Origin of the sequence: Paenibacillus sp. 2TAF8, from assembly GCF_052114825.1 — a bacterium.
Lineage (GTDB): Bacteria > Bacillota > Bacilli > Paenibacillales > Paenibacillaceae > Paenibacillus.
This window is the reverse complement of the sequence record NZ_JBFRFN010000001.1, coordinates 289,875-312,376: the sequence shown is the minus strand read 5'-3', so window position 1 is coordinate 312,376 and position 22,502 is coordinate 289,875. Positions and strand designations below refer to the sequence as shown.

At 44.8% G+C, this 22,502-nt stretch carries 16 protein-coding genes; all 16 read right to left on the bottom strand.

Annotation, left to right across the window (positions count from 1 at the left end; genetic code table 11):
* Window positions 1-165: 165 nt before the first annotated feature.
* Complete coding sequence (locus AB4Z30_RS01510; protein WP_441922573.1) at window positions 166-2,700, bottom strand: FAD-dependent oxidoreductase; 2,535 nt, start codon at window positions 2,698-2,700, stop codon at window positions 166-168.
* Window positions 2,693-3,010 carry an ArsR/SmtB family transcription factor gene (locus tag AB4Z30_RS01505; protein WP_441922571.1) on the bottom strand — a complete coding sequence of 106 codons (318 nt, stop codon included), beginning with the start codon at window positions 3,008-3,010 and terminating at the stop codon, window positions 2,693-2,695. The genes AB4Z30_RS01510 and AB4Z30_RS01505 overlap by 8 nt, the downstream gene beginning before the upstream one ends.
* A gap of 271 nt (window positions 3,011-3,281) precedes the next feature.
* The gene (locus tag AB4Z30_RS01500; protein WP_441922569.1) at window positions 3,282-3,728 is read right to left on the bottom strand and encodes a MarR family winged helix-turn-helix transcriptional regulator; all 447 of its coding nucleotides are present in this window, start codon (window positions 3,726-3,728) and stop codon (window positions 3,282-3,284) included.
* Window positions 3,729-3,957: 229 nt separating this feature from the next.
* Complete coding sequence (gene gyrA / locus AB4Z30_RS01495) at window positions 3,958-6,420, bottom strand: DNA gyrase subunit A (protein WP_441922567.1); 2,463 nt, start codon at window positions 6,418-6,420, stop codon at window positions 3,958-3,960.
* Window positions 6,421-6,432: 12 nt separating this feature from the next.
* Entirely contained in the window at window positions 6,433-8,412 is a 1,980-nt protein-coding gene (gene parE, locus AB4Z30_RS01490) for a DNA topoisomerase IV subunit B (protein ID WP_441922565.1), read from the bottom strand.
* A gap of 76 nt (window positions 8,413-8,488) precedes the next feature.
* Entirely contained in the window at window positions 8,489-9,478 is a 990-nt protein-coding gene (locus AB4Z30_RS01485) for an ABC transporter permease (RefSeq protein ID WP_441922563.1), read from the bottom strand.
* The gene (locus tag AB4Z30_RS01480) at window positions 9,471-10,442 is read right to left on the bottom strand and encodes an ABC transporter ATP-binding protein (RefSeq protein WP_441922561.1); all 972 of its coding nucleotides are present in this window, start codon (window positions 10,440-10,442) and stop codon (window positions 9,471-9,473) included. Before AB4Z30_RS01480 ends, AB4Z30_RS01485 begins: the two co-directional genes overlap by 8 nt.
* A complete protein-coding gene (locus AB4Z30_RS01475) occupies window positions 10,443-11,309 on the bottom strand; it encodes a GDSL-type esterase/lipase family protein (RefSeq protein ID WP_441922559.1) in 867 nt (288 codons plus the stop codon).
* A gap of 239 nt (window positions 11,310-11,548) precedes the next feature.
* Window positions 11,549-12,277, bottom strand: a complete 729-nt coding sequence (locus AB4Z30_RS01470) for a CAP domain-containing protein (protein WP_441922557.1) — start codon at window positions 12,275-12,277, stop codon at window positions 11,549-11,551.
* A 294-nt stretch (window positions 12,278-12,571) separates the two neighbouring features.
* Window positions 12,572-13,030, bottom strand: coding sequence for a GNAT family N-acetyltransferase (locus AB4Z30_RS01465; RefSeq protein WP_441922555.1), 459 nt, complete (start codon window positions 13,028-13,030; stop codon window positions 12,572-12,574).
* On the bottom strand, window positions 13,020-14,207 hold the full coding sequence (purT, locus tag AB4Z30_RS01460; protein ID WP_441922553.1) for a formate-dependent phosphoribosylglycinamide formyltransferase: 1,188 nt from the start codon (window positions 14,205-14,207) through the stop codon (window positions 13,020-13,022). The genes AB4Z30_RS01465 and purT overlap by 11 nt, the downstream gene beginning before the upstream one ends.
* A 237-nt stretch (window positions 14,208-14,444) precedes the next feature.
* Window positions 14,445-15,482 carry an NAD(P)/FAD-dependent oxidoreductase gene (locus tag AB4Z30_RS01455; RefSeq protein WP_441922551.1) on the bottom strand — a complete coding sequence of 346 codons (1,038 nt, stop codon included), beginning with the start codon at window positions 15,480-15,482 and terminating at the stop codon, window positions 14,445-14,447.
* Window positions 15,483-15,550: 68 nt separating this feature from the next.
* Window positions 15,551-16,564, bottom strand: coding sequence for an ABC transporter substrate-binding protein (locus AB4Z30_RS01450; RefSeq protein ID WP_441922549.1), 1,014 nt, complete (start codon window positions 16,562-16,564; stop codon window positions 15,551-15,553).
* 128 nt (window positions 16,565-16,692) lie between these two features.
* A complete protein-coding gene (locus tag AB4Z30_RS01445) occupies window positions 16,693-18,351 on the bottom strand; it encodes an AraC family transcriptional regulator (protein ID WP_441922547.1) in 1,659 nt (552 codons plus the stop codon).
* A 250-nt stretch (window positions 18,352-18,601) separates the two neighbouring features.
* On the bottom strand, window positions 18,602-20,452 hold the full coding sequence (locus AB4Z30_RS01440) for an ABC transporter ATP-binding protein (RefSeq protein WP_441922545.1): 1,851 nt from the start codon (window positions 20,450-20,452) through the stop codon (window positions 18,602-18,604).
* Entirely contained in the window at window positions 20,449-22,221 is a 1,773-nt protein-coding gene (locus tag AB4Z30_RS01435; RefSeq protein WP_441922543.1) for an ABC transporter ATP-binding protein, read from the bottom strand. The genes AB4Z30_RS01440 and AB4Z30_RS01435 overlap by 4 nt, the downstream gene beginning before the upstream one ends.
* Between the last annotated feature and the right edge of the window lie 281 nt (window positions 22,222-22,502).

Below are 22,502 nucleotides of genomic sequence, written 5' to 3'. Positions count from 1 at the left end.
ATGATGAGATTATGCAGTCATAACCTTGATCTTTAATATTGTTTTGTCATTATGAAACTAAAAAAACCTCCATTTCACTTGAGGCGAAATAGAGGTTGAATTAGGTTGATTTATTTAAGAAGTTTGAAAATAAGATCGGGTTTACGTTTTTAATCAATAGACTTTCTAGATAAACAAATTATGATTAGCCTGATCTGCTTGTCCGAGATAATATCCCACACCGCCAATGATAGCCTGATCGATTAATTCCTCACGTTGTATACCCATCAGATCCATGGACATCTGACAAGCCACGATCTCTACCCCTTGATCGATAGCAGATTTCATAAGTTGTTCCAGAGAGGCCACATTGTTTTTTTTCATTAGCCCCCGAATCATCTTCGGTCCTGCACCAAACATATTCATCTTGGAAAGTCCCAACTTCAGACTGTTGCTCGGCAACATCAGATCAAACATACGGGCAATGCCTGTTTTGACAGGTGCCTGCTGCATCTCTTGTTTTCGAATGATATTTAAACCCCAGAAGGTGAAAAACATCGTTACTTTACGTCCGCTGGCTGCAGCTCCATTGGCAATAATGAAGGAAGCTATGGCCTTATCAAGCTCCCCACTGAAAACAACCATGGTACTTGCTTTTTCAAACTGCTGTGAACCGCTAGTGACAGGTCGAGTATTCTTAGTTAAAACAGCTTCAATCACCCCGCCCTTATCCCGCTCCAGCTTCAGCACGTCAGAACCTGACATGGTCGCCCAAGCTTTAACATCCTCATAGAATCCCGGATCGGAAGCTCTCACTCGCAGTGTCTGCCCATCTGCCAACTGATCCATTTTTTGTTTCACCTCAATCAAAGGACCAGGGCAACTCAAACCACATACATTCAGTTCATTATCAATTCGCAGCTCATCAGAAGATGCTGTATACATTTTATTCTTTTCCTTAGCATCCATTAAAGTCCGCCCTTGCCCTTCCTGTTCTTTGCTATTGTGGCTTCCATTAGGTTCAACACTACCGGTGTCACCATTCTCGCTTATAGTCGATATGGTTGCTGGTTTGAATTGTGCCTGACGATACGTTTTATAACCGCCGCTCAAATTTTTCACCTGATAGCCATGTTGACGCAGAATTTGAGTAGCGGTGTAACCACGGAGGCCGACCTGGCAGTAAACCCATATTTCTTTGGAAGCATCCAGCTCTCCCATCCGCTGGCGAAGCTCGTCGACCGGAATAGACAGCGAACCTGGAATGTTACCGTTACGGTGCTCCAGATCACTCCGGACATCCACTAACACGGACTGGGCAGGGTCACGTTCTGCCAGCTGATCATACGTGTAAGAATGTACTCTTTCATCCATGATGTTTTCGGCAGCATACCCGACCATATTAACCGGGTCTTTTGCAGAAGAGTAAGGCGGTGCGTAACTGAGTTCCAGTTCCGTGAGATCTTGCACACTTCCTCCGAAGTGAATCGCCACTGCTATATCATCGATTCGTTTGTCCACACCTTCGTAACCAACACCTTGTGCACCTAAAATCTTCCCATCTGGAGCAAAGAGTAATTTCAACGTAACTGCACTAGAACCGGGGTAATAGGAAGCATGGGATGCTGGATGTACGATAACACTGCGATAGTCTTTCTGCATTCGTTTAAGCGTCTTTTCATTACTGCCAGTAGATGCTCCCGTCAAACCAAACACTTTGATGATCGACGTACCCTGAGTCCCTTTGTAAGTGTTTTGAAGACCAGCAATTTGATCGGCTACGATACGCCCCTGTTTGTTCGCAGGACCTGCAAGTGGGATTGCAGTCTGCGTGCCATGAATGTAATCTTTCACTTCTATGGCATCGCCGACGGCATATATATGTGGAACACTGCTCTCCATCTTTTCATTGACCAGAATATGCCCACGCGAACCGAGAGCTACTCCGCTGTTCTGCAAAAAGGAGGTATCCGGTACAACACCGATAGCCAGAATCACCAGATCAGCAGATAACACAAGTCCGTCTGACAGTTCGACACCAATTCCTTGTTCCAACGTACGGAAGCCTTGAACGCGCTGTGAAAATAAAAGCTTCACACCATTCTGCTCCATCTCTTGAGCCATTGCAGCTGCCAGTTCAGGATCAAAAGGAGTTAACACCTGATTATTACCTTCAATCAAAGTTACATCCAGTCCAGCTTCTCTCAAATTCTCAGCTATCTCTACACCGATAAATCCACCACCAATAACAATCGAACTTTGGTTGTTATAAGAATTTATTTGTTCTTTGATTCGATCAATATCCGGAATGTTCCGCACGGTATATATCAATGGATTGTCTTTACCTGGAAGATCAGGCACAAGCGGGCGAGCACCAGGTGACAAAACTAGTTCATCGTAGCTTTCCTCATATTGACCACGTTCGGCACTGCGTACCTGAACGGTGCGTTTACTAGAGTCAACAGCGATAACCTCGCTCTGTGTACGGACATCGATGTTGAATCGATCCTGCATGCCTTGCGGTGTCTGTACAAGCAGCCTTGCACGCTCTTCAATTGTACCGCCAATGTAATAAGGCAAGCCGCAGTTGGCAAAAGAGATATACGGACCTTTTTCAAACATAATAATCTCGGCCTGTTCGTCCAGGCGACGGAGACGCGCAGCAGCAGATGCTCCCCCTGCAACACCTCCGACGATTAACACCTTTTTACGTTTATTCATCTTCACATTCATCCTTTTCGAATAAAATCATGATCAACTGCTCCACACGGGGATCAGCGAGCACGTAATTAACCTCAAGACCATTTCGTTCCGTGGCAACAATGCCTGCACTGCGAAGCTTCTGTAAGTGCTGAGACACTGTTGATTGCGGAAGATCCAAGCATTCCTGCATATATGATACATTACATTTCTTTTTGCGCATCAAACCACGAACGATACATAATCGCACGGGATGAGAAAGTGCTTTAAGAAACTCCGCTGGTTCGTCAAACTGTTTTAATTGATTCCCATCAAACGCAGGTATATCCAAAATAACTCCTCCTTGAATCGCTATATTGTAATATTACGATATAGCGATTAGGTTGTCAATTTTTATTCCCGATAATCACACTACACCACAATCGACTTTGAATTATATTAAGCGCCCTGACTAATAAAGTAATGAATGAAAAGTGTTCATCCATAAAACAAACTCCCGGCCTAATAGCCAGGAGTAAACAAGTTCAACATTTGCTCTATTATCCTTTTCATCAGATCTAATCACTACCGACCTTAGATCTCCTTAGACATATTACTTTCGTTTAACCCGAACTAGTTAAGACTGGTTGTTGCACGTTTGTTTTGGGTGCCGTCATTTTTCCGAGCAGATAGACGAGCAATTGTTGATTGTGCATCGAAATATTGCTCAAGACGGAATTCATAAACTCATTGCGGATGTTTAAGCCGCGCTTGGTTTCCATTCTGCCCTTGTCTGATAGTGAAACCCACACAATCCGTCTATCCTGTTCATCGCGATCTCTGTATATGAGACCGTTTTTCTCCATTCGATCCAAGAGCATCGTAACAGCAGCAGGTGTTGTTGCTAAAAATGGAATTAGATCAGACGGTTTCATCTTTTTATGATCGTCAAGCACCTCCAACACGGCAAGCTGTGCTTCTGTTAACGAAGGGGCCAGTTCCTGATCCATATGCAATTTGTAATCCTTGGTTAATCTGGACCAGCATTTAGCGAAATCGGAATTATACATATACAATCACTCCTCCCGGCAACGGATAATCATTTCATTTGCTTAAGTTTTCGCGCTTCAAAGCCGCATTCCTGCTGCATTTTTTCAATTTCCTAGCGATCGACTATAATCGACGAAGGTTGTTAAACTTCGCTTGATGACGCGCTTCACTACCGCCCAAGAACTACAAAAAAAGACTCTTCACCCGACAGAATCAGCACTGCCAGCAAAGAGTCTTTCTTATGCTTTTTTAGGAAGTTGTCCCTGTTTGATTCTCATTAAAATCCTGAATCAACTCAGTGATTTCATCCAGCTTATCCACAGGAACAACTAATTTACCGATATGTTTACGTTCTGTAAGCGGAACGCTCTCGGATGAGAGCGTATGGGCTTGTCCCTCTTTGGTCATCACTGTCAACTGACGTTGCTCTTTACAGTAGAATCCACCCGAGATACGGCTACCATTTGGCTTGACACGTTTACCTTCTTTGAATTCAAAGGTAACTACGCCTTTACCACCACGGCTCTGCGGCGCATAGTCCAGAAGCAAGGATCGTTTACCGTAACCGAGGTCGCTCAATACAGCAACCTCTCCCTCATCGCCCTCTACCCACAGTACAGAGACTACCTCATCTGTATCTTTCAATTGAATTCCGCGAACACCGCCTGAGACACGTCCCATCGGATTCACTTCATCCTCACGGAAACGAATCGCCATCGCTTCTTTGGTAATCAGCATAATGTCTTTCCCGCCCGTACTCAAATGTACGGACAGAACTTCATCATCTTTACCGACTTTACATGCCGCTACGGCTCCAGACCGCTTCGTAATGTACTCCTTCAGTTCGGTTCGTTTAACCTGCCCCTTGCGAGTCACAAATACCAAGCTGTGATCTGGCTCCTCGAACGATTTAATTGCCAGCACACTGCTGATTCGATCATCCTTCGCCAGTGGTATCACATTAACAATGGCTGTGCCTGGATCTTTCCATTTGAATTCTGGAACCTGATGTACAGGCAGAAGGAAGTATTGGCCTTTCTGTGTAAAGACAAGCAGATTCTCCAGTGTGTTCACTTCTAACACCTGAGAGATATAATCTCCTTCTTTTACACCGCTAGCACTTCGTTCACCGCCGGAACGTGTGTAGGACTGCATGCTGGAACGTTTGACATATCCCTCTTTGGACAATGTCACAAATACATCTTCAGCATTGACCAGCACTTCGAGATTTACCTTGAGTTCCTCTACTTCACCCTGAATGGCGGAGCGACGCTCAATTCCGTATTTTTCTTTGATCTCCAGCAGTTCTTTGCGAATGACCCCGATCAGCTTGCGATCACTATCGAGAATCGAGCGTAGCTGTGAAATTTTCTTCATGAGATCATCCAGCTCTTTTTGCAACGAGTTAATCTCCAGATTCGTCAAACGATACAGTTGCAAGGTTAGAATGGAATCCGCTTGGCGCTCCGTGAACCCAAACATCCAGATCAGATTATTTTGAGCATCCTGACGGTTTTTCGAAGCTTTAATCGCTGCGATCACTTCATCCAAAATGTTAAGGGCTTTCACGAGCCCCTCCAGGACGTGAGCACGGTCTTCCGCTTTCTCAAGCTCATACTTGGTCCGGAAGGTTACCACTTCGCGTTGGTGAGCGATATAAGCTTCCAGAATGGATTTTAGACCAAGCTGCTGCGGCGCTTTATTCACAATCGCAACCATATTGAAGTTGTATGTGACTTGAAGATCGGTTTTTTTCAGCAAATAAGCCAAAATACCTTGCGCATCCGCTTCTTTTTTCAGCTCAACAACGATCCGTAGTCCTTCGCGTCCACTTTCATCACGAACTTCAGCGATGCCTTCAACTTTTTTCTCCAGACGGATGTTCTCCATCGCAGTAACAAGACGGGATTTAACCACCTGATAAGGAATCTCGGTAATGACGATCTGCTGCTTGCCACCACGCATATTTTCGATTTCGGTTTTGGAGCGTATGTAGATTCGTCCTTTACCCGTCCGATATGCATCCAGAATACCGTCTCCACCCATGATTAATCCACCTGTCGGAAAATCGGGGCCTTTCATAAACATCATGATCTCGTCCAGTTCAATGGATGGTTTCTCCATCAAAGCAATGCAGGCATCAATCGCTTCACGCAAATTATGTGGTGGAATTTCGGTTGCAAAACCGGAGGATATTCCGCTCACGCCATTCACAAGCAGATTGGGATAACGGGAAGGCAATACAACCGGTTCCTTGGCTGTATTGTCAAAGTTATCTTTAAACAGCACCGTACGTTTCTCAATATCACGAAGCATTTCCATCGCAATGGATGATAAACGAGCCTCTGTATACCGCATCGCTGCAGCCGGATCATCATCCTGTGAACCCCAGTTTCCATGTCCGTCCACAAGCATATGTCCCATTTTCCATGGCTGAGCCATCCGTACCATACCTTCATAGATCGAGGAGTCGCCATGCGGGTGATAATTCCCCATTACGTCTCCGACCGTTTTGGCAGACTTCCGGTATGTCTTCTCGGGTGTATTACCCGAGTCATACATCGCGTATAGAATACGCCGTTGTACCGGCTTTAATCCATCTCGTACATCGGGAATCGCCCGATCCTGAATGATATATTTAGAATAGCGACCGAAACGGTCACCTACGACCTCTTCAAGAAAGGCCGGCATAAATTGTTCTGATAGACTCATTCCAAGCACCTTCTATTCTTCGTACTCTGTAAAGTCGACATTCTCTACAATCCAGCGTTTGCGAGGATCCACCTTGTCACCCATCAATGTAGACACACGACGCTCCGCTTTCGCTGCATCCACAATCTCCACTTTTAACATGGCACGTGTCTCAGGATTCATCGTTGTTTCCCACAATTGGTCCGGATTCATCTCACCAAGTCCTTTATAACGCTGCAATTCGACATTATTGCCGAATTCTTTCATATAATTTGCAAGTTCTTCATCCGTCCAAGCATATCTTACCGTTGCCATTTTGCCGGATTTACGTGTGAGTTTATATAATGGCGGCTGCGCAATATATACTTTACCCGCGTCAATTAAAGGTTTCATGTAACGGTAAAAGAACGTAAGCAAGAGCACTTGAATATGCGCACCGTCCGTATCGGCATCCGTCATGATGATGATTTTGGAATAATTGCTGTCCTCTACTGCAAATTCTGTTCCGATTCCTGCTCCAATCGCTGCCGTAATTGCACGATACTCTTCATTTTTCAGAATATCCGCCAGTTTGGATTTTTCCGGATTAAGCGGTTTTCCCTTTAACGGAAGAATAGCTTGTATTTTGGAATCACGCCCTTGTTTGGCTGATCCGCCAGCGGAATCGCCCTCCACAATAAACAACTCATTACGAGTGAAATCCTTCGACTGTGCCGGCGTCAACTTACCATTCAGGTTAGAACTTTCACTCCGTTTCTTCCCTGTACGCATCTCGTCACGTGCTTTCCGCGCAGCTTCTCTCGCCTTGGACGCCTGAACAGCCTTGCGAATCAAGGTCTGTGCAACCTGAGGATTCTCTTCCAGGAAACGTTGAATGTTATCCGATACAACCGAGTCCACCGCGCTTCGGGCAGATGCACTTCCAAGCTGATCCTTCGTCTGACCGACAAATTCCACTTCTGACATTTTGACGCTGATGACAGCCATCATGCCTTCACGCAGATCATTGCCTTCCAGATTTTTATCTTTTTCCTTAATCATGCTGGTGCGGCGAGCGTAGTCGTTCATCACACGTGTATAGGCTGCCCTGAATCCGGTCTCATGCGTACCACCGCCGCGGGTAGGAATGGAGTTAACAAACGATGCAATCGTCTCGGTGTAGCCTGCGTTGTATTGAATCGCAATCTCTACTTCAATGTCATCTTTCTCCGCATAGAAGTGAATGACATCATGCAGCACATCTTTGTTTTCGTTCAAATACTCAACAAACTGACTTGCGCCGCCCTCATACATATACTCATCCTGATTGCCTGAGCGTTCATCCTTCAGCACAATTTTCAAGCCTGAGTTCAGGAATGCAATCTCCTGAAGACGCTCTGCCAGCGTATCGTAATTCAACTGAATTCCATTCTGAAAAACACGAATATCCGGTTTAAACGTAACTTTGGTACCTGTGCGATTGGTGTTACCCAATACTTCAAGCCCGCTTACAGGTTCCCCTACATGTTCTATGCCTTTTTTATCCTGCCAATATTCAAAACGTTGACGATGGATCTTGCCATCACGGAAGATTTCGACCTCAAGCCACTCCGACAAAGCGTTGGTGACCGAAGCTCCTACGCCGTGCAGACCACCTGACTTTTTATATCCTGATCCACCGAACTTACCGCCTGCGTGCAAAATCGTAAACACGACCTGGGGAGTGGGAATCCCTGTTTTATGTATACCTGTCGGAATTCCCCTTCCGTTATCTTGAACTGTAATAGAACCGTCCTTATGCAGCGTGATATCGATTTTGGAGCAGAATTTGGCAAGGTGCTCATCGACAGCGTTGTCTACGATCTCCCATACCAAATGATGTAGACCTGAAGTACTGGTGCTGCCGATGTACATCCCCGGCCGTTTCCGAACTGCTACCAGTCCTTCAAGTACTTGAATGTCGTCCGCGTCGTAGCCCGAGGCGCCCTGTCCTCCGCCTGTGGAACCTGCCGACATATCGATTTGCTCGACCATTCATGCTCCCCCTTCTTAACTTGCAACTACAAAATTGCCTAAAATGCAAACAGATGTTTTCTTATCCTTGTCCATTTTAATTCAAGATATCCCGTTTCGTAAAGACAAGGAATGAGACAATAAGCGATGCAGCCCCCCAAACGCTAAGTACGATAAGGGAAAATCCGAGATTCATACCCTCAATTGGCGGTAGTCCGCCAGATAAATATTTAGGTAATTCCAGGTTGACCATGAACAAATATTTCGCCGTCTGCCACGAAGCTGCCATATTGGTTAGAATCGTTCCTGCGATAAGCGCAGCCATCATGATGACGATACTCGCTGCTGTACTACGTACAAGTACCGATACCATGAACGCCAACATCGCCACGATGATACTTACAAACCAGATTAAACCCGCTTGCATCAGCATGTACTGCCATTGACTTACCGCATGAACAGCGGACATGTCAACTTCCGTGCCAACGACTTTGAATCCAGTGAACACAGGCATGCCGAACCCTTTGTAGCCAAAGACGGCTCCAGATATAACATAACAGATCACATACGCAGAAACGACGATGATCGAGACAAACATGATCAATGTAATCAGTTTGCTAAGAAGTACTTTCCACCGTCTGACAGGGCGAGTCAACAACATCTTGATCGTACCTGTCGTCCGCTCACCAGATACCAGGTCTGAAGCAATCGCCATAATCAAGAGCGGGATAAACAATCCAACTGCATTGTTCATAAATTCCCTTGTGAACGTCACACCGCCTGGTTCTTTCGGGTTAATGTTATTTTCCAGATAGTATTGCATCTGCTGGATATAGACGGTTCTGTACTTTTTATATTCCTCTGGAACCCGATCACTGCCTAGAGAATTTTGATTATCCGTGATGGCCTGCTGTAATTCAAGTCTCCAATCCCCACCGAATTTATCTTGATTATTTTGAGCAGATTTCATCTGTGCATACGTGAACATCGGTACAAGGATGGCCAGAACGATGAAAATAATATAAAGACGTTTCTTCTTGACCATCTTGATGGTCTCGTTACGGATTAGCGGCATGATATTATTCAATGGATTCACCTTCTGTCATTTTTAAGAATAGTTGTTCAAGTGTAGGCTGAATCCGTTGCACGCCCTCAACCTGAATACCTGCCTCAACCATTTGCTGTACCAGCTCCGGTATCCGTTCTTCATGCATCTCGGCAACGACGGCATTGGCACCAAGCCCTGCTACAATCGTGTCATCCATGACTTCACCTGGGCGGCTAACCAGCGTAATCCCCTGATCAAGTAACAACTGACGGCCTGCATCAAACGGTGTAAGATGCCATATTGCCACTTTGGAATGATCTTCGATCAGTTCGTTTACCCCACCAACCGCGAGTACACGACCCGTACTGATAATTGCAACCCTCTCACACAGAAGCTGGATTTCACTTAACAAGTGACTGCTGACAAACACTGCCATTCCCTCACTCGCAAGTTGCTTGATAAATTCACGTAACTCCTTAATGCCTTTGGGATCAAGTCCATTCGTTGGTTCATCCAGAATCAGCAGCCGTGGTCTTCCAAGTAAAGCCTGGGCAATTCCGAGCCGCTGCCGCATACCAAGTGAATACGTCCTAACCTTATCATGAATACGTTGATCCAGACGCACAATATTGACCACTTCCTGAATACGATCCTGATCGACACCTGGCTGCATCCGGGCAAAATGCTCCAAGTTCTCCCAACCCGTCAAATATGTATAGACCTCGGGATTTTCCACAATAGAACCGACATATTTCAGCGCACGTTCGGGATCACGGTTCACATCGTAACCACAGACGCTGATTTTTCCTTCTGTAGGTTTAATCAGATCAACCAGCATACGAATTGTTGTTGTTTTCCCCGCCCCATTGGGTCCCAAAAAACCGAAAATCTCACCAGGTTTGACGTCAAATGTGACATCTTTAATAATCCATTTCCGTCCGATTTTTTTCTTCAAATTCTGAACGGACAAGACGGAATCATAGTGCTTTTCTTTTTCTGCCATTTATTTTGCGCTCCCCTCTGCCGATTTAGGCCCCTGATATTCCTGTGCAATGCGAACAGCCATCTGCTGATACCCTTGTCCATTGGGGTGGAAATGGTCCGATGAGAGATACTCATCCAGATGATTTTCAAACAGGTCAAAGGTTGGCACAAGCGTCATGTTATCTTCATTGATCAAAATAGACATCGCCGCATCATTCCAAGCAGCAACGACCGCATTTCCTGGCTTCTCCAGTTCTTTCACATTGCCAAACGGATTGTACAATCCAATATAAGCAATCTGGGCATTCGGATTGATTTCTTTCACTTTCTTCAAAATTTCTTGTAACCTCTTCGAAGTCTCAGGCAATGCAGCAGCCAGTTTCTCAGCCGTTGGTGGGTCTTCACCCTGAAGTACCTGTCCACCTTGGAACAGATCATTGGCACCGATAGAGAGCAAAATAAAGTTCGATTGTTGCAAAACGTATTTAACCCCTTGTTCATCCAGTTTCTTTAACAACGCATCTGTTCGGAGACCATTGACTCCCAGATTGTTAAGCACCTGTACATCGTAACCCTTTTCTTTGAGCAGATTACCTGCCCGTCTTACAAAACCCAGTCCTTCATCATCTCCCGTACCTCTAGCAAGGGAATCACCGATTACAGCCATTCGAATTTTGCCGTCTTCTACAATGGCTTTATTTCCAGCATTTTGTGTAGGCGCAGAAGTTTTTTGTCCATCATTTAACGTCGAATCCCCTTGAGGAAAAATAACATCTTTTATGGCGTAGCCAAATCCGAATATCAGCAAAAATGTTGCTAGAATGGATATGGTGCTTACACTTCTCCAGATCCAAGGTGCTGAATCAAGATTTTTGTTCTTTTTCATCCATCACATCTCCAGTCAGGTGCTTATAATTTATAATGGCTTTTACGTCAAGATATTGCTTATTCTAAATAACATAAATCTTCTGTCGTTAATTTGCAAACTTTGCGGCTGTATTCAGCAAACAGACGTTTACACAGCTCAAAAAATGGAAAAAAGCCATAGTACACACAGCGTTTGGCCATGTGCACATATGACTTTTTTTATTATAAAGTAATTTATTGATTATTCATTTCCAGTTCTTATTTACCGATAAACTCTTGAGCCCAGTATCCGTTATAAAAGCCTACACCGATATGCGTGAAGTTTTTACTGAGGATGTTTGCACGGTGACCCGCACTGTTCATCCAAGCTGTAACCACTTCCTGAGGTGTTTTTTGACCTTTAGCGATATTCTCACCAGCATAGCTGTAGGTTACCCCAAATTGTTTCATCATATCAAACGGAGAACCGTACGTCGGGGACTGGTGATCAAAATAGTTATTGTTGCTCATATCTTTAACTTTTGCCATAGCAACCTTGTCCAGAAGTGCGTCGGATGACAGTGCACCGAGACCTGCTTTGGCACGTTCAGCATTCACGAGTTTCACCACTTGTGTAGCAAAATCGGATTGTGTGCTTTGTGTACCATCGTTATTGCCTGTGCTTGAAGGGTCTTTAGCTGGTGTTGTCGTTGCAGGTTTCTCTTCTTGTACAGGCTTAGCAGGTGTGCTTGGTTGTTCAGGCTTCGTTACAGGCTGTGCTGCTGGTTGCTCAACGACTTGCCCCTCAGTAGCCTTGTACCCATTTTGCTTAAGCCATTGCTGGATATAAGCTTTCAAGCTATCTGCATTCACAACTTTATAGGTTGTAACCGTAGTTGCTTTATATGTTGAATCTGCAGCAGACGCGGAGGCGGGAAGCATAATCCCTACGGCCAGTGCAGCTGTCAGACTGCCTGTCACAACTTTTTTCATCCAGTTCTTCTTCAAATTCATTCATCTCCTTAGAATTAATTATTACAAATTTGTAATGTTTACTCTAGCAGTATATCAATTCATCAGGAGATTGTGAACCCGTAAATACTGGAAAAATGACTTTTTTGTCATTATTGATTGTTTCAAGCTACCTTAAAACGTGTAAAAATACAGCCTGTATCGTAATTGCACAATAATTTCAAGATTCGATATACCCTTTTCACGCCTGCTTTTAAGACCTAGGCGCGATATAACAAGTAAAAAAAGGCACTCAGTCAAGTTCACACTTGCTGAATGCCGTTTCATCTATTATAAAAGAACTTTACTGAATCGATAGCCTTTTTTCTGGAAACCAATATGCTCATAAAAGGAATACGCCGTTGAAGTCACTTCACGATTTGCACCAGTGACAAACAATTGCTTACCACCCTGTTTTTTGCCCCAATCTTCAGCACGGGCCATTAGACGACGGGCGATGCCGCTGCCGCGATGTTCCTGACCAACAATCAAAGATGTAATTTGGGCAGCAGGTTCCGGATAGGCATGACTTTGAACACATTGCAAGCCAATCACACCAATAATCTGTTCATCCACTTCGGCAACAAGCATGCACGCGTTAGGATTGCTCTCCATACCTTCAATGCGTTCTTTCATAACATTGGTTGTTGTTGGATAGCTGACCTCTCGCATCAATCCCGTTACTGCTTCAGCATCTCGCAGTTCACACTCTCGGATCATCAGTACAGGGGCCTCCACATTATTGGACATGATTTACCTCCACTTTCAGCATATTTGCGGCTTGAACCGCTGTTTTACGAGCTTCTTCCACATCTGTTCCAGCGCTAAGAGCTACCGCCATCCGGCGACCTTGTTTCGTCTCAGGTTTGCCAAACACACGAACCTGAGTGCGAGGTAAAGCCAGCGCATCTTCAATTCCACCTATCGTGAAATCCGATGTTTCAACATCGGCCTTCAGCGTTGCTGAAGCTCCCGGTGTTAGCAAATGTACTTCTGTGACGGGAAAACCAAGAATGGCACGTACATGAAGTGCGAATTCTGAACTATCCTGTGTAACCATTGTGACCATACCTGTATCGTGCGGACGCGGTGATATCTCACTAAACACCACACCGTCAGAAGTCAAAAACAGTTCAACACCAAAAAGCCCATATCCGCCCAGCTCATCCGTAACCGTCTTTGCGATGTGACATGCCTGTTCCCATTGCTGAGAAGTCATCGCGTGAGGTTGCCACGATTCGACATAATCCCCATCTTTCTGAATGTGGCCGATCGGTGGACAAAACACAGTACCTGATACCGATCTGACGGTAAGTAACGTAATTTCACTTTCAAATTTCACAAAGCTTTCCACGATAACACGCACGGATTTGCCTCTTGCTCCCGAAAGTGCAATATCCCAGCAATCCGCTGCGTCTTCTGGTACTCGGCATACACTCTGACCTTTACCAGACGAACTCATCAGTGGTTTGATCACACAAGGTGTACCCAGCTCACGAACAGCATCTTGCAGCTGTTCCAAACTATCCGCAAAGAGGTAAGCTGCTGTAGGAAGTTTTAATTGTTCTGCCGCCAGACGACGAATGCCTTCGCGATCCATAGTCAGACGGGCAGCGCGGGCCGTTGGTACGACACAAAAACCTTCTTCCTCAAGTTCTAGCAGCGCCTCAGTTGCAATGGCTTCAATCTCAGGTACGATGTAATGCGGTTGTTCCTGTCGGATCAATTGTTTCAATGCCTCGCCATCTAACATGTCGATGCAGTAAGATCGATGTGCGACCTGCATGGCCGGTGCATTCTCGTAACGATCAACAGCGATCGTTTCCACACCGAGACGTGCGGCCTCAATGACGACCTCTTTACCCAATTCTCCGCTGCCTAGCAGCAGCATTTTTTTGGCTTGAGCCGAAAAAGGAGCACCCCACATGTTCTTTCCAATCCTCCCAAAGAGAAATCTTCTATATCTGTCTCTCTATTTTCGGGGTTTTGGTTAAAGATTGCAAGAGTACTCCCTATTTTTCTTGTGAATTTTACAAGATTTTTTGTGTTTTTTCGATCAAATTTTACAAATTACATTCTCGGATTCGATACTCTTTCCATTCCTCCCATTTTTAAGGATATAAAATTAAAGAAACATACAACCTAATTTTTCCTGTTACATAATTCATCCTTGTAATGAGTCAATTTTCTCCAAATCACGATTTTTCTCACGAAACAGTTCATTATGGGATGAAACATAGGCCATCCCAGCCGCGGTTGGTTCAACGTAAGTTTTGGCACTGTTGACCGCTACAATCGCATCATTAAAAGCCCCCGCAATCAATCGCACTTTACCCTCTCGTTCCGCGCAGTCTCCTGCTGTAAAAATGCCTGGCAGGTTCGTTTCACCCAGCTGGTTCATAGCAACCACCCCTTCATTCATAACCAAACCGCAGCGTGCAAGATTGCTTGCCTGACTCGTATATCCATGACTGATAATGACTTCATCCACTTCAAGACGTATGTTCTCACCTGTCGCTGGATTGGATATAGCGACTTGGTGTATGCGCTCCCCATTGCCATACAAGCATTCAACCTGGAAGGGGGTATGCACCTTTACCCTGCTTCTCATTTGCTTCACATTATGTTCCATCGCACGAAAAGCTTCCTGTCTGTGAACAACGGTTACCGTGCTAGCCAGTTCTGCCAGTTCAAGAGCCCAGTCCACAGCACTGTTGCCGCCGCCCGAGATCAATACGTTCTTTCCCGCAAAATAATTCAGATTCTGCACTGTATAATGCAGATTACTACGTTCATACTCATGCGCACTGTCCAGTTTCAGCTTCTGCACCTCGGCAATCCCTCGACCGATGGCAACAATAACACTTCTCGTATAATGCACTTCACCCGTAACGGTTTGCAGTACAATCACGCCGTCGTCCAGCCGGGATATTGCATCCACACTTTGGTTGAACACAACCGTCGGTTCAAATGTCTTCGCTTGCTGGACTAACCAGTCAATCAGCTTGGCACATTTCATCGGGGGTAGTCCACCTACATCCCATATCGTTTTATCAGAATAGGTCTGTAAAAAACCACCTAACTGATCCTTTCCTTCAATCAGCTTCACTTTCATTTCCCGCATACCTGCGTAAAAAGCCGCATACATCCCTGCCGGACCACCGCCGATAATCGTTACATCAAAAATGTCCTGATTATGCATTTCAAAACACATCCTAACTATTTATTCCTGCTACGTTCAAAGCTGTCTAAGAGTCATTGCTCGAAAGTCTATTTGTTCTTCTCTTCAAAAGCAGCAACAATATCATCAATTACATAATTGTCCGCGAGCGGCGCCATTCCAAGATTAAACCATTCTTTACCGCCTACAAGATATACATGATTTTTTTTGACAGCCTTCAGGTTTTTCCAGATGGATGTACTCATCATGTCTTTATATTTCTTCTGAATTTCCGAATTTTCCTCATCATCAAGCTGGATAATCAGATGATCTGCATCATACTCTGGCAATACTTCCATTGAAATAGACAATCCAGTTTCATCTTTTGGAAAATTGCTCACCGGTTTTAAACCCAACCGTTTGTGGACAAAAGCACCCCGAGAAAGATTGGGACCATTCAAAACAATCTCTTTCTCCATCACTCGGACATATAACACCGTTTCATCACCGATGAGGCTATGCAGCTTGTCTGCGCCTTCTTTTTCATGTTGCTTTAGATCTTCCAAAACCTGCTTGGCCTCTGTTTCCTTCCCAAAAACCGCAGCGATATCCTCTAGTTCTTCAGGCCATTCTTCACGCTCTGGCAGAAGCACGGTTGGCGCAATTTGCGAAAGCTGATCATAATCCTTCTTCGACCACCATGCAGGTGCAATAATCAAGTCGGGATTTGCCTCAAGGATCGCTTCAAAATTAGGCGTTTTCCCAATGCCCATCTTCATTGTATTTTTAAACGGCTCCTGCAGATATTTAGGAAAATCATCATGATAATTTTGTACAGCTACAGGAACGATGCCAAGTGCATATAACAGTTCTGGGTATACGACAGATAATCCAACTACACGCTGTGGAGATTTAGGGATCGTTATTTCGCCCATCTCCGTCTGAATGATTCTGTCTTCACCCTCCTGTTGTTGCCCGGTATTCTTTGTATTTGCTGCGGCGCCAGATGATGTTTTCGTGCCCTCTCCGGAACCAGATGTTTCTGTTCCAGCACCCTGTCCACATGCACTAAGTAACAATAACATCAGAATAACCCCTGATATTACCCACAATTTTGACTTCATTTCTTATGTACCTCCTATATGTGTTAAATATGATAAGAATAATCAATAATAATTATCATTATCAATTAGATATAGGAGTAGTATATTAAATAACTGCCCTGCAGGATATTGACGATTCCGACTTTATATTATGGACGATGTTGCCACAGTTTTAATACTTCATCCAGCATCAGTTCATGCGTAAAGGCCGTATAATCCAGCAAAACACCTGGAATCAGCATGTCAATACACTCATTTTGCGCTGCTTTTGTAACCATCCACATCTCGGACTGCTGCATTTCTGCCCACGTTTGTCTCGATTCTTCATCTTCGCTTACAATAACCAGTGCTCTATCGATAGACAACCCCGCCAAATCATGAATATTCAAATTGTGCTTGTGCCAAATACGCTCTATTCCCTCTGGCGCCAAGAGCTGCAAATCTGAATAGAACACCGAAGCAATCGTCTTCGGATTCATAGCCTGTATGACGTTCCCCTGCACATTGAGCACAATAAGCCGGTCTTGGCGAGTTTGTTCCGATAACTGGGCACGCACCACCGCAGCTTTTTGCTCGTATCTTTCCAGCCAGACTTCAGCAGCTGCAAGCCGGTTCATGAACCGAGCTGCAGTTCGGAGATGATCTCGCCAATCTCCATCTGTCTTCGAAAGCAGACAAACAGGTGCCAGTGAATTTAAACGCTGGCTCATGCTATCGGACAATTCTTCACGAACCGCTACAATATAATCGGGACGAATTGTCTTCAATTGTTCCAGGCAGCCGTCCTCATCCTCAACAAGAGGTACAACTTTATCCGTTTCATACTTTCGTCTGTAATATGCTGTCCATGGGTGATTTTCTTGGGCAGCGCAGGGTACAACCTGAAGAGCCAGCAACGTTCCAATGCCCAGTGAATGAATCGTAGCAATACGCTGTTTGCTATTGCGTATAAAAGCCGCTGGCGGAAGGCCTGAGATTTGTTTGAATTTTCGGCGAAAATACATTTCGTCCTGAAACCCGACACAAGCCGCTATTTCCTTTAGGCGAGGACTGTAATCATTCCTCATCATTATCTGAGCCTGCTTGATCCGATATATGGTCAAATAGTCCATGGCGCTGCAGCCATACATTTTTTTAAATAATCGCATGAAATGACGAGAACTCATTCGGGCAACCTCAGCCATGTTCTGTATCGTGATTTTCTCCATATAATGTTGTTCTATATAATTTTTCACCTGTTCAATGGGCAAAATTGGGGTGGTTGATTGCAGTACATGAACCATATCATTGAATATCGTGTAAAGCAGCTCCTGAAAACGTATCTGACCATAATAACGCCGTAACCCGTTTTCCTCGCGAGTCAGCTGACCGATCTCCTGACATAACAAATTTACCGCCGCTGGTGAGCTGCACCTGATTGCACCGTCGTTCATCCGCATGCACATCTGCTTCATCATCGCATGAGCGGATGCTTCACTCGTCTCTCCATCGCATAAAACGCTGAATTTGATCTGGTACAATCCTCGTTCACCTTTCGCATGAACCTCTGCCTCGACCAGTTGTCCAGGCAAACCTATGTAGATCGCTCCGCTTCTAAGTTCAATAAATTGACCGTCCACGGTGATCCATCCCTCACCTTCTGCAATGAACAGCATCATATAACTATCGAGAAAATGTTTTCCCAGCCGCCAGATCGATTTTGAATATTCTGATTCAGCCGACTCTAATTCAATTAACTTGAAATGTAGCTGATCCAGCATATCAAAAGATGGATATAGACTAGCCTGTTCTTTGGCTTTGATCTGCATGCTTTTCCTCCAGACATCTCTACAGTGCTTTATATATTATTTAAAATATAACATAATTTCGTGATTGGTTTCAGATCCCGGTACAAGAAACACATTGAAAGCAGATCATATGGACACGTCCAGCGCATAACATTCAAAAAACACTTCAGCGCCTTTGCTCCTGTGTTTTCGATCAGGATCTCCTGATGAAAGTCACAAAAAGCAACATGAGCTGAAGTGTCTATAACCATGCATTATTCATTATAATTTTTTATAAAAACCGATACTGCGCTTCAATCAGACCATTGTATACCCCTTGTTTCTGGATAAGTTGTTCATGATTGCCCTCTTCCTTGATCTCCCCGTGATCGAGCACAATAATGTGATCTGCATTGCGAATGGTGGAGAGACGGTGCGCTACCATAAAGGACGTGCGTCCTTTGAGCAACACCTTCAGTGCTTCCTGAATCTTCAGTTCGGTTTCTGTATCGATGCTGGCTGTAGCTTCGTCCAGAATCAAGATACGTGGATCAGCCAGCAATGCACGGGCAAAAGATAACAACTGTCGTTGTCCCATAGACAGCACATTACCACGCTCTTCCACTTCCGTGTCGTATCCGCCCGGCAGTTTCATAATAAACTCATGAGCATTAACGGCTTTGGCGGCTTCTTCCACTTCTTCATCGGTGGCATCCAACCGACCAAAACGGATATTGTCCCGAATTGTGCCGGAGAAAATAAACGTATCTTGCAGTACAATGCTGATCTGACTGCGCAGGCTTTCCACAGTTACATCACGCACGTCATGTCCGTCGATGGTTAAGCGTCCACCCGTAATGTCATAAAAACGGCTGATCAGATTGATAATTGTACTTTTACCGGAGCCTGTATGACCGACAAGGGCAATGGATTGTCCCGCTGCCGCCGAAAAGCTGATGCCTTTCAGCGCCTGTCTTCCTTTTTCATACTCAAACACGACGTTATCAAATACGATATCCCCTTTAATAGAAGGAAGCGGTTTGGCTCCCTCTTTATCGGCGATGTGCGGCTTCTCATCCATGAACTCAAAGATACGTTCAGATGATGCCATCGCAACCAGCAACTGATTATACATCTGTCCCAGACGGTTGATCGGGTCCCAGAAGTTCCCCACATAGTTGGCGAAGGCAACCAGCAGACCCACCGTTAACACTTCATTCTGAATGAGAGTTGCACCATACCAGAACAGAATCAACGTACCAAATCCACCTGTGATTTCAATTAAAGGACCAAATCCTTGGTTCATCGCGGATGCTTTGTCCCAGGACTTTTTGCTGGACAGGTTCATATTGTCGAAGTATTTCATATTTTCTTTTTCCTGTGTATACGCTTGAGTTACCCGGATTCCCTGGATAGATTCATTCAAGTGAGAGTTGATCCGAGAGTTCTTCATGCGCACATCTTGCCAAGCCCGGCGAATCAGCACCCGCAGTTTGGTGGAAATAATGAACATAATCGGCACCGTAATAATGACGGCCAGCCCCAGTTTCCAATTGATTAACAGGAGAATGACAATGATACCGAGCAGTTGCACACAGTCGATCATGACGTTAACTGCACCGTTCGTAAACAAATCCTGCAAGGAGTTGATATCATTTGTTACACGTACCAGCACCGAACCTGCCGGTCTTTTGTCAAAAAAGTTAAAAGACAGCTTCTGAATATGTTTGAACAAATCCGAGCGCAGATCGTAAATCACTCGCTGCCCGATAATGTTGGTCAGTTTAATTCGATACGTGTTGGCCGCCCACTGAATCAGATACAAAAGCAAGATCGAACCTGCAATCAGATACAGCAGTGTCATGCTAGGCACTCCAGTCTGCGGTGCTATGGCTCTATCGATGGCAAGACTGATTAAAAATGGTACGGACAATTTAGTAATCGTTCCAAGAATCATCATCAGAATCACGAGCGGCAGAAGCTGCCTCGCATACGGTTTCATATAGGCAAACAATCGACCAAATTCTTTCCAGTTAAACGGTTTTTCAATTACCTCATCGTCCTGATAGACAAATCGTTCATTCAGTTTTTTATCCGAGGTCCCTTTGACCTCGCGCCTGTCTGTTATCGTTTCGGCACTCATGAGTTCACCTGCTCCCCAACCTCCCGCTTGCCGCGGGCAATGTAGTCTGCATATTGAATGTTATACACATCCTGGTACGGTCCAGGCACTTGAATAAGCTCCGTATGTTTACCACGTTGTACCACACGACCTTCGTCTAATACTAAAATTTCATCTGCATGCCGCAGAGAAGAGATCCGATGGGCAATGATAAATGTCGTTCTGCCGCGCATAACCTCCTGGAAGCCAGACTGAATCTCATGTTCGGTTTCCATATCAACCGCACTCGTAGCATCATCGAGAACAAGAATTTTCGGATTTTTCAAAAGCGCCCGCGCAATAGCAATACGCTGTTTTTGTCCTCCAGAAAGTCCCATGCCGCGTTCACCTACGACCGTATCATATCCTTCGGGAAACTCCATGATAAAGTCATGTGCCTTGGCTAGTTTGGCAGCACGGATTATCTCCTCCATCGTCACATTTTTCAGCCCGTAAGAGATGTTGTTACGTATGCTGGAAGAGAACAGGAACGTTTCCTGGAATACGGATGCAATCTGACTCCGCAAGCTACGAATACCCATATCTTTGATGTTCTTACCATCAAGCTTGATCGAGCCGGAGTTAACGTTATACGCCCGCATCAAAAGCTGGATTATCGTTGATTTCCCTGAGCCTGTTCCACCAAGGAAACCGATTACAGAACCTGGCGGGGCATCAAAATTAATATCCGTCACAGCAGGCATTTTGTTGCCATAGGCAAAAGTTACTCCTTCAAAAGTCACATGACCTTGCACCTGATCCGCTTCAACAATAAGTGGATCTTCCGTTTCTTCGACATCGACCGGTGTGTTCAGAAGCTCAAGCACCCTTTCGCCTGAAGCTTTGGACTGCGTGTAGTTATTGATATGAAAACCCAGACCCCACATTGGACCGATTATGTACCAGATCAAACTGAAGAACGCAACGAGTTCACCCAAGGTGAGCGTATTTTGGATAACCATTCTTCCACCAATCACAAGCAGAAGTACAACACTTACCGAAGCCAGAATCTCCATAATCGGGAAATATCGGCTCCACAACGTGGCGGCATGGATTTGATTTGTTTTGTAACGTTCATTCCATGTGGAAAACTTCTCCACTTCATAAGGCTCACGTGCAAACGATTTAACCGTTCGAACACCTGTAATGTTTTCTTGCACCGCTGTAGTCAGCGAACTTAACGCCAGTCGCATTTCTTGAAATGCAGGATGAATTCTGGATTCGAATCGAAGCGCAACGAAGACAAGCAGAGGAATGCATACAAGTGTCAGCAGGGTTAGCTTCCAACTCATCGTCATCATCATAATTGCGCCAAATACGACCATTAAAACCATGTTAAGAATCTGGGCGAAACCAAATCCGATAAAGTTACGGATGGCCTCCAAATCTCCCGTGAGGCGGGACATCAGATCACCTGTTTTGGCCGTATCATAATAACGGAAGGATAAAAATTGAAGCTTTTCATAACATGCATTACGTAATCGGTATGCCAGATAATTACCTAAACGTCCGCCAAAGAAACCGTGTAAAAATTGCATGCTTGCTTTCAAAATGACGACCCCTAACACAGTCAGGGCAAGCATGGGAACGCCTTCAAAATTTCGTGGCACAATGACATCATCGATCAGGATTCGCAGCAGGTTCGGATAAACGAGCCCGAGTGCGGTCGCTAAGGCGAGGAACAAGATCGATACCAGTAAATACGTTCGCTTCTCCCAAAAATAGGTTTGCAGTTGCCTAAGAACATCCATGTTTCTCCTCCTCTAATGTTGCTTACAATGATATGAACATTTATGAAGTTTATCACCGTCCCTCATTCGCGGCAAAGCTAATAATAGACCATATTCAGGCTACTTTCAGCTTATTATCGCATTCATGAAGACCAATACCCGACTTTCAATCAAATGTTTGAATATTCTCTTTATTTCAGGTTGTTCATACCAAAAAAAGGCTCCCCATATGCCTTTGCGGCGGGAGCCTTTTCTGCTGTTTTTTTGCAACATTTTCAAAAGATTGCGGAAGTCATGAATTA

Excerpts from the sequence above, each read along its gene's own strand:
- AB4Z30_RS01510 (WP_441922573.1), bottom strand. The coding sequence starts at position 2,700 with ATGAATAAACGTAAAAAGGTGTTAATCGTCGGAGGTGTTGCAGGGGGA.
- AB4Z30_RS01500 (WP_441922569.1), bottom strand. The coding sequence starts at position 3,728 with ATGTATAATTCCGATTTCGCTAAATGCTGGTCCAGATTAACCAAGGAT.
- gyrA (WP_441922567.1), bottom strand. The coding sequence starts at position 6,420 with ATGAGTCTATCAGAACAATTTATGCCGGCCTTTCTTGAAGAGGTCGTA.
- parE (WP_441922565.1), bottom strand. The coding sequence starts at position 8,412 with ATGGTCGAGCAAATCGATATGTCGGCAGGTTCCACAGGCGGAGGACAG.
- AB4Z30_RS01480 (WP_441922561.1), bottom strand. The coding sequence starts at position 10,442 with ATGGCAGAAAAAGAAAAGCACTATGATTCCGTCTTGTCCGTTCAGAAT.
- AB4Z30_RS01475 (WP_441922559.1), bottom strand. The coding sequence starts at position 11,309 with ATGAAAAAGAACAAAAATCTTGATTCAGCACCTTGGATCTGGAGAAGT.
- AB4Z30_RS01465 (WP_441922555.1), bottom strand. The coding sequence starts at position 13,030 with ATGTCCAATAATGTGGAGGCCCCTGTACTGATGATCCGAGAGTGTGAA.
- purT (WP_441922553.1), bottom strand. The coding sequence starts at position 14,207 with ATGTGGGGTGCTCCTTTTTCGGCTCAAGCCAAAAAAATGCTGCTGCTA.
- AB4Z30_RS01455 (WP_441922551.1), bottom strand. The coding sequence starts at position 15,482 with ATGCATAATCAGGACATTTTTGATGTAACGATTATCGGCGGTGGTCCG.
- AB4Z30_RS01450 (WP_441922549.1), bottom strand. The coding sequence starts at position 16,564 with ATGAAGTCAAAATTGTGGGTAATATCAGGGGTTATTCTGATGTTATTG.
- AB4Z30_RS01445 (WP_441922547.1), bottom strand. The coding sequence starts at position 18,351 with ATGCAGATCAAAGCCAAAGAACAGGCTAGTCTATATCCATCTTTTGAT.
- AB4Z30_RS01440 (WP_441922545.1), bottom strand. The coding sequence starts at position 20,452 with ATGAGTGCCGAAACGATAACAGACAGGCGCGAGGTCAAAGGGACCTCG.
- AB4Z30_RS01435 (WP_441922543.1), bottom strand. The coding sequence starts at position 22,221 with ATGGATGTTCTTAGGCAACTGCAAACCTATTTTTGGGAGAAGCGAACG.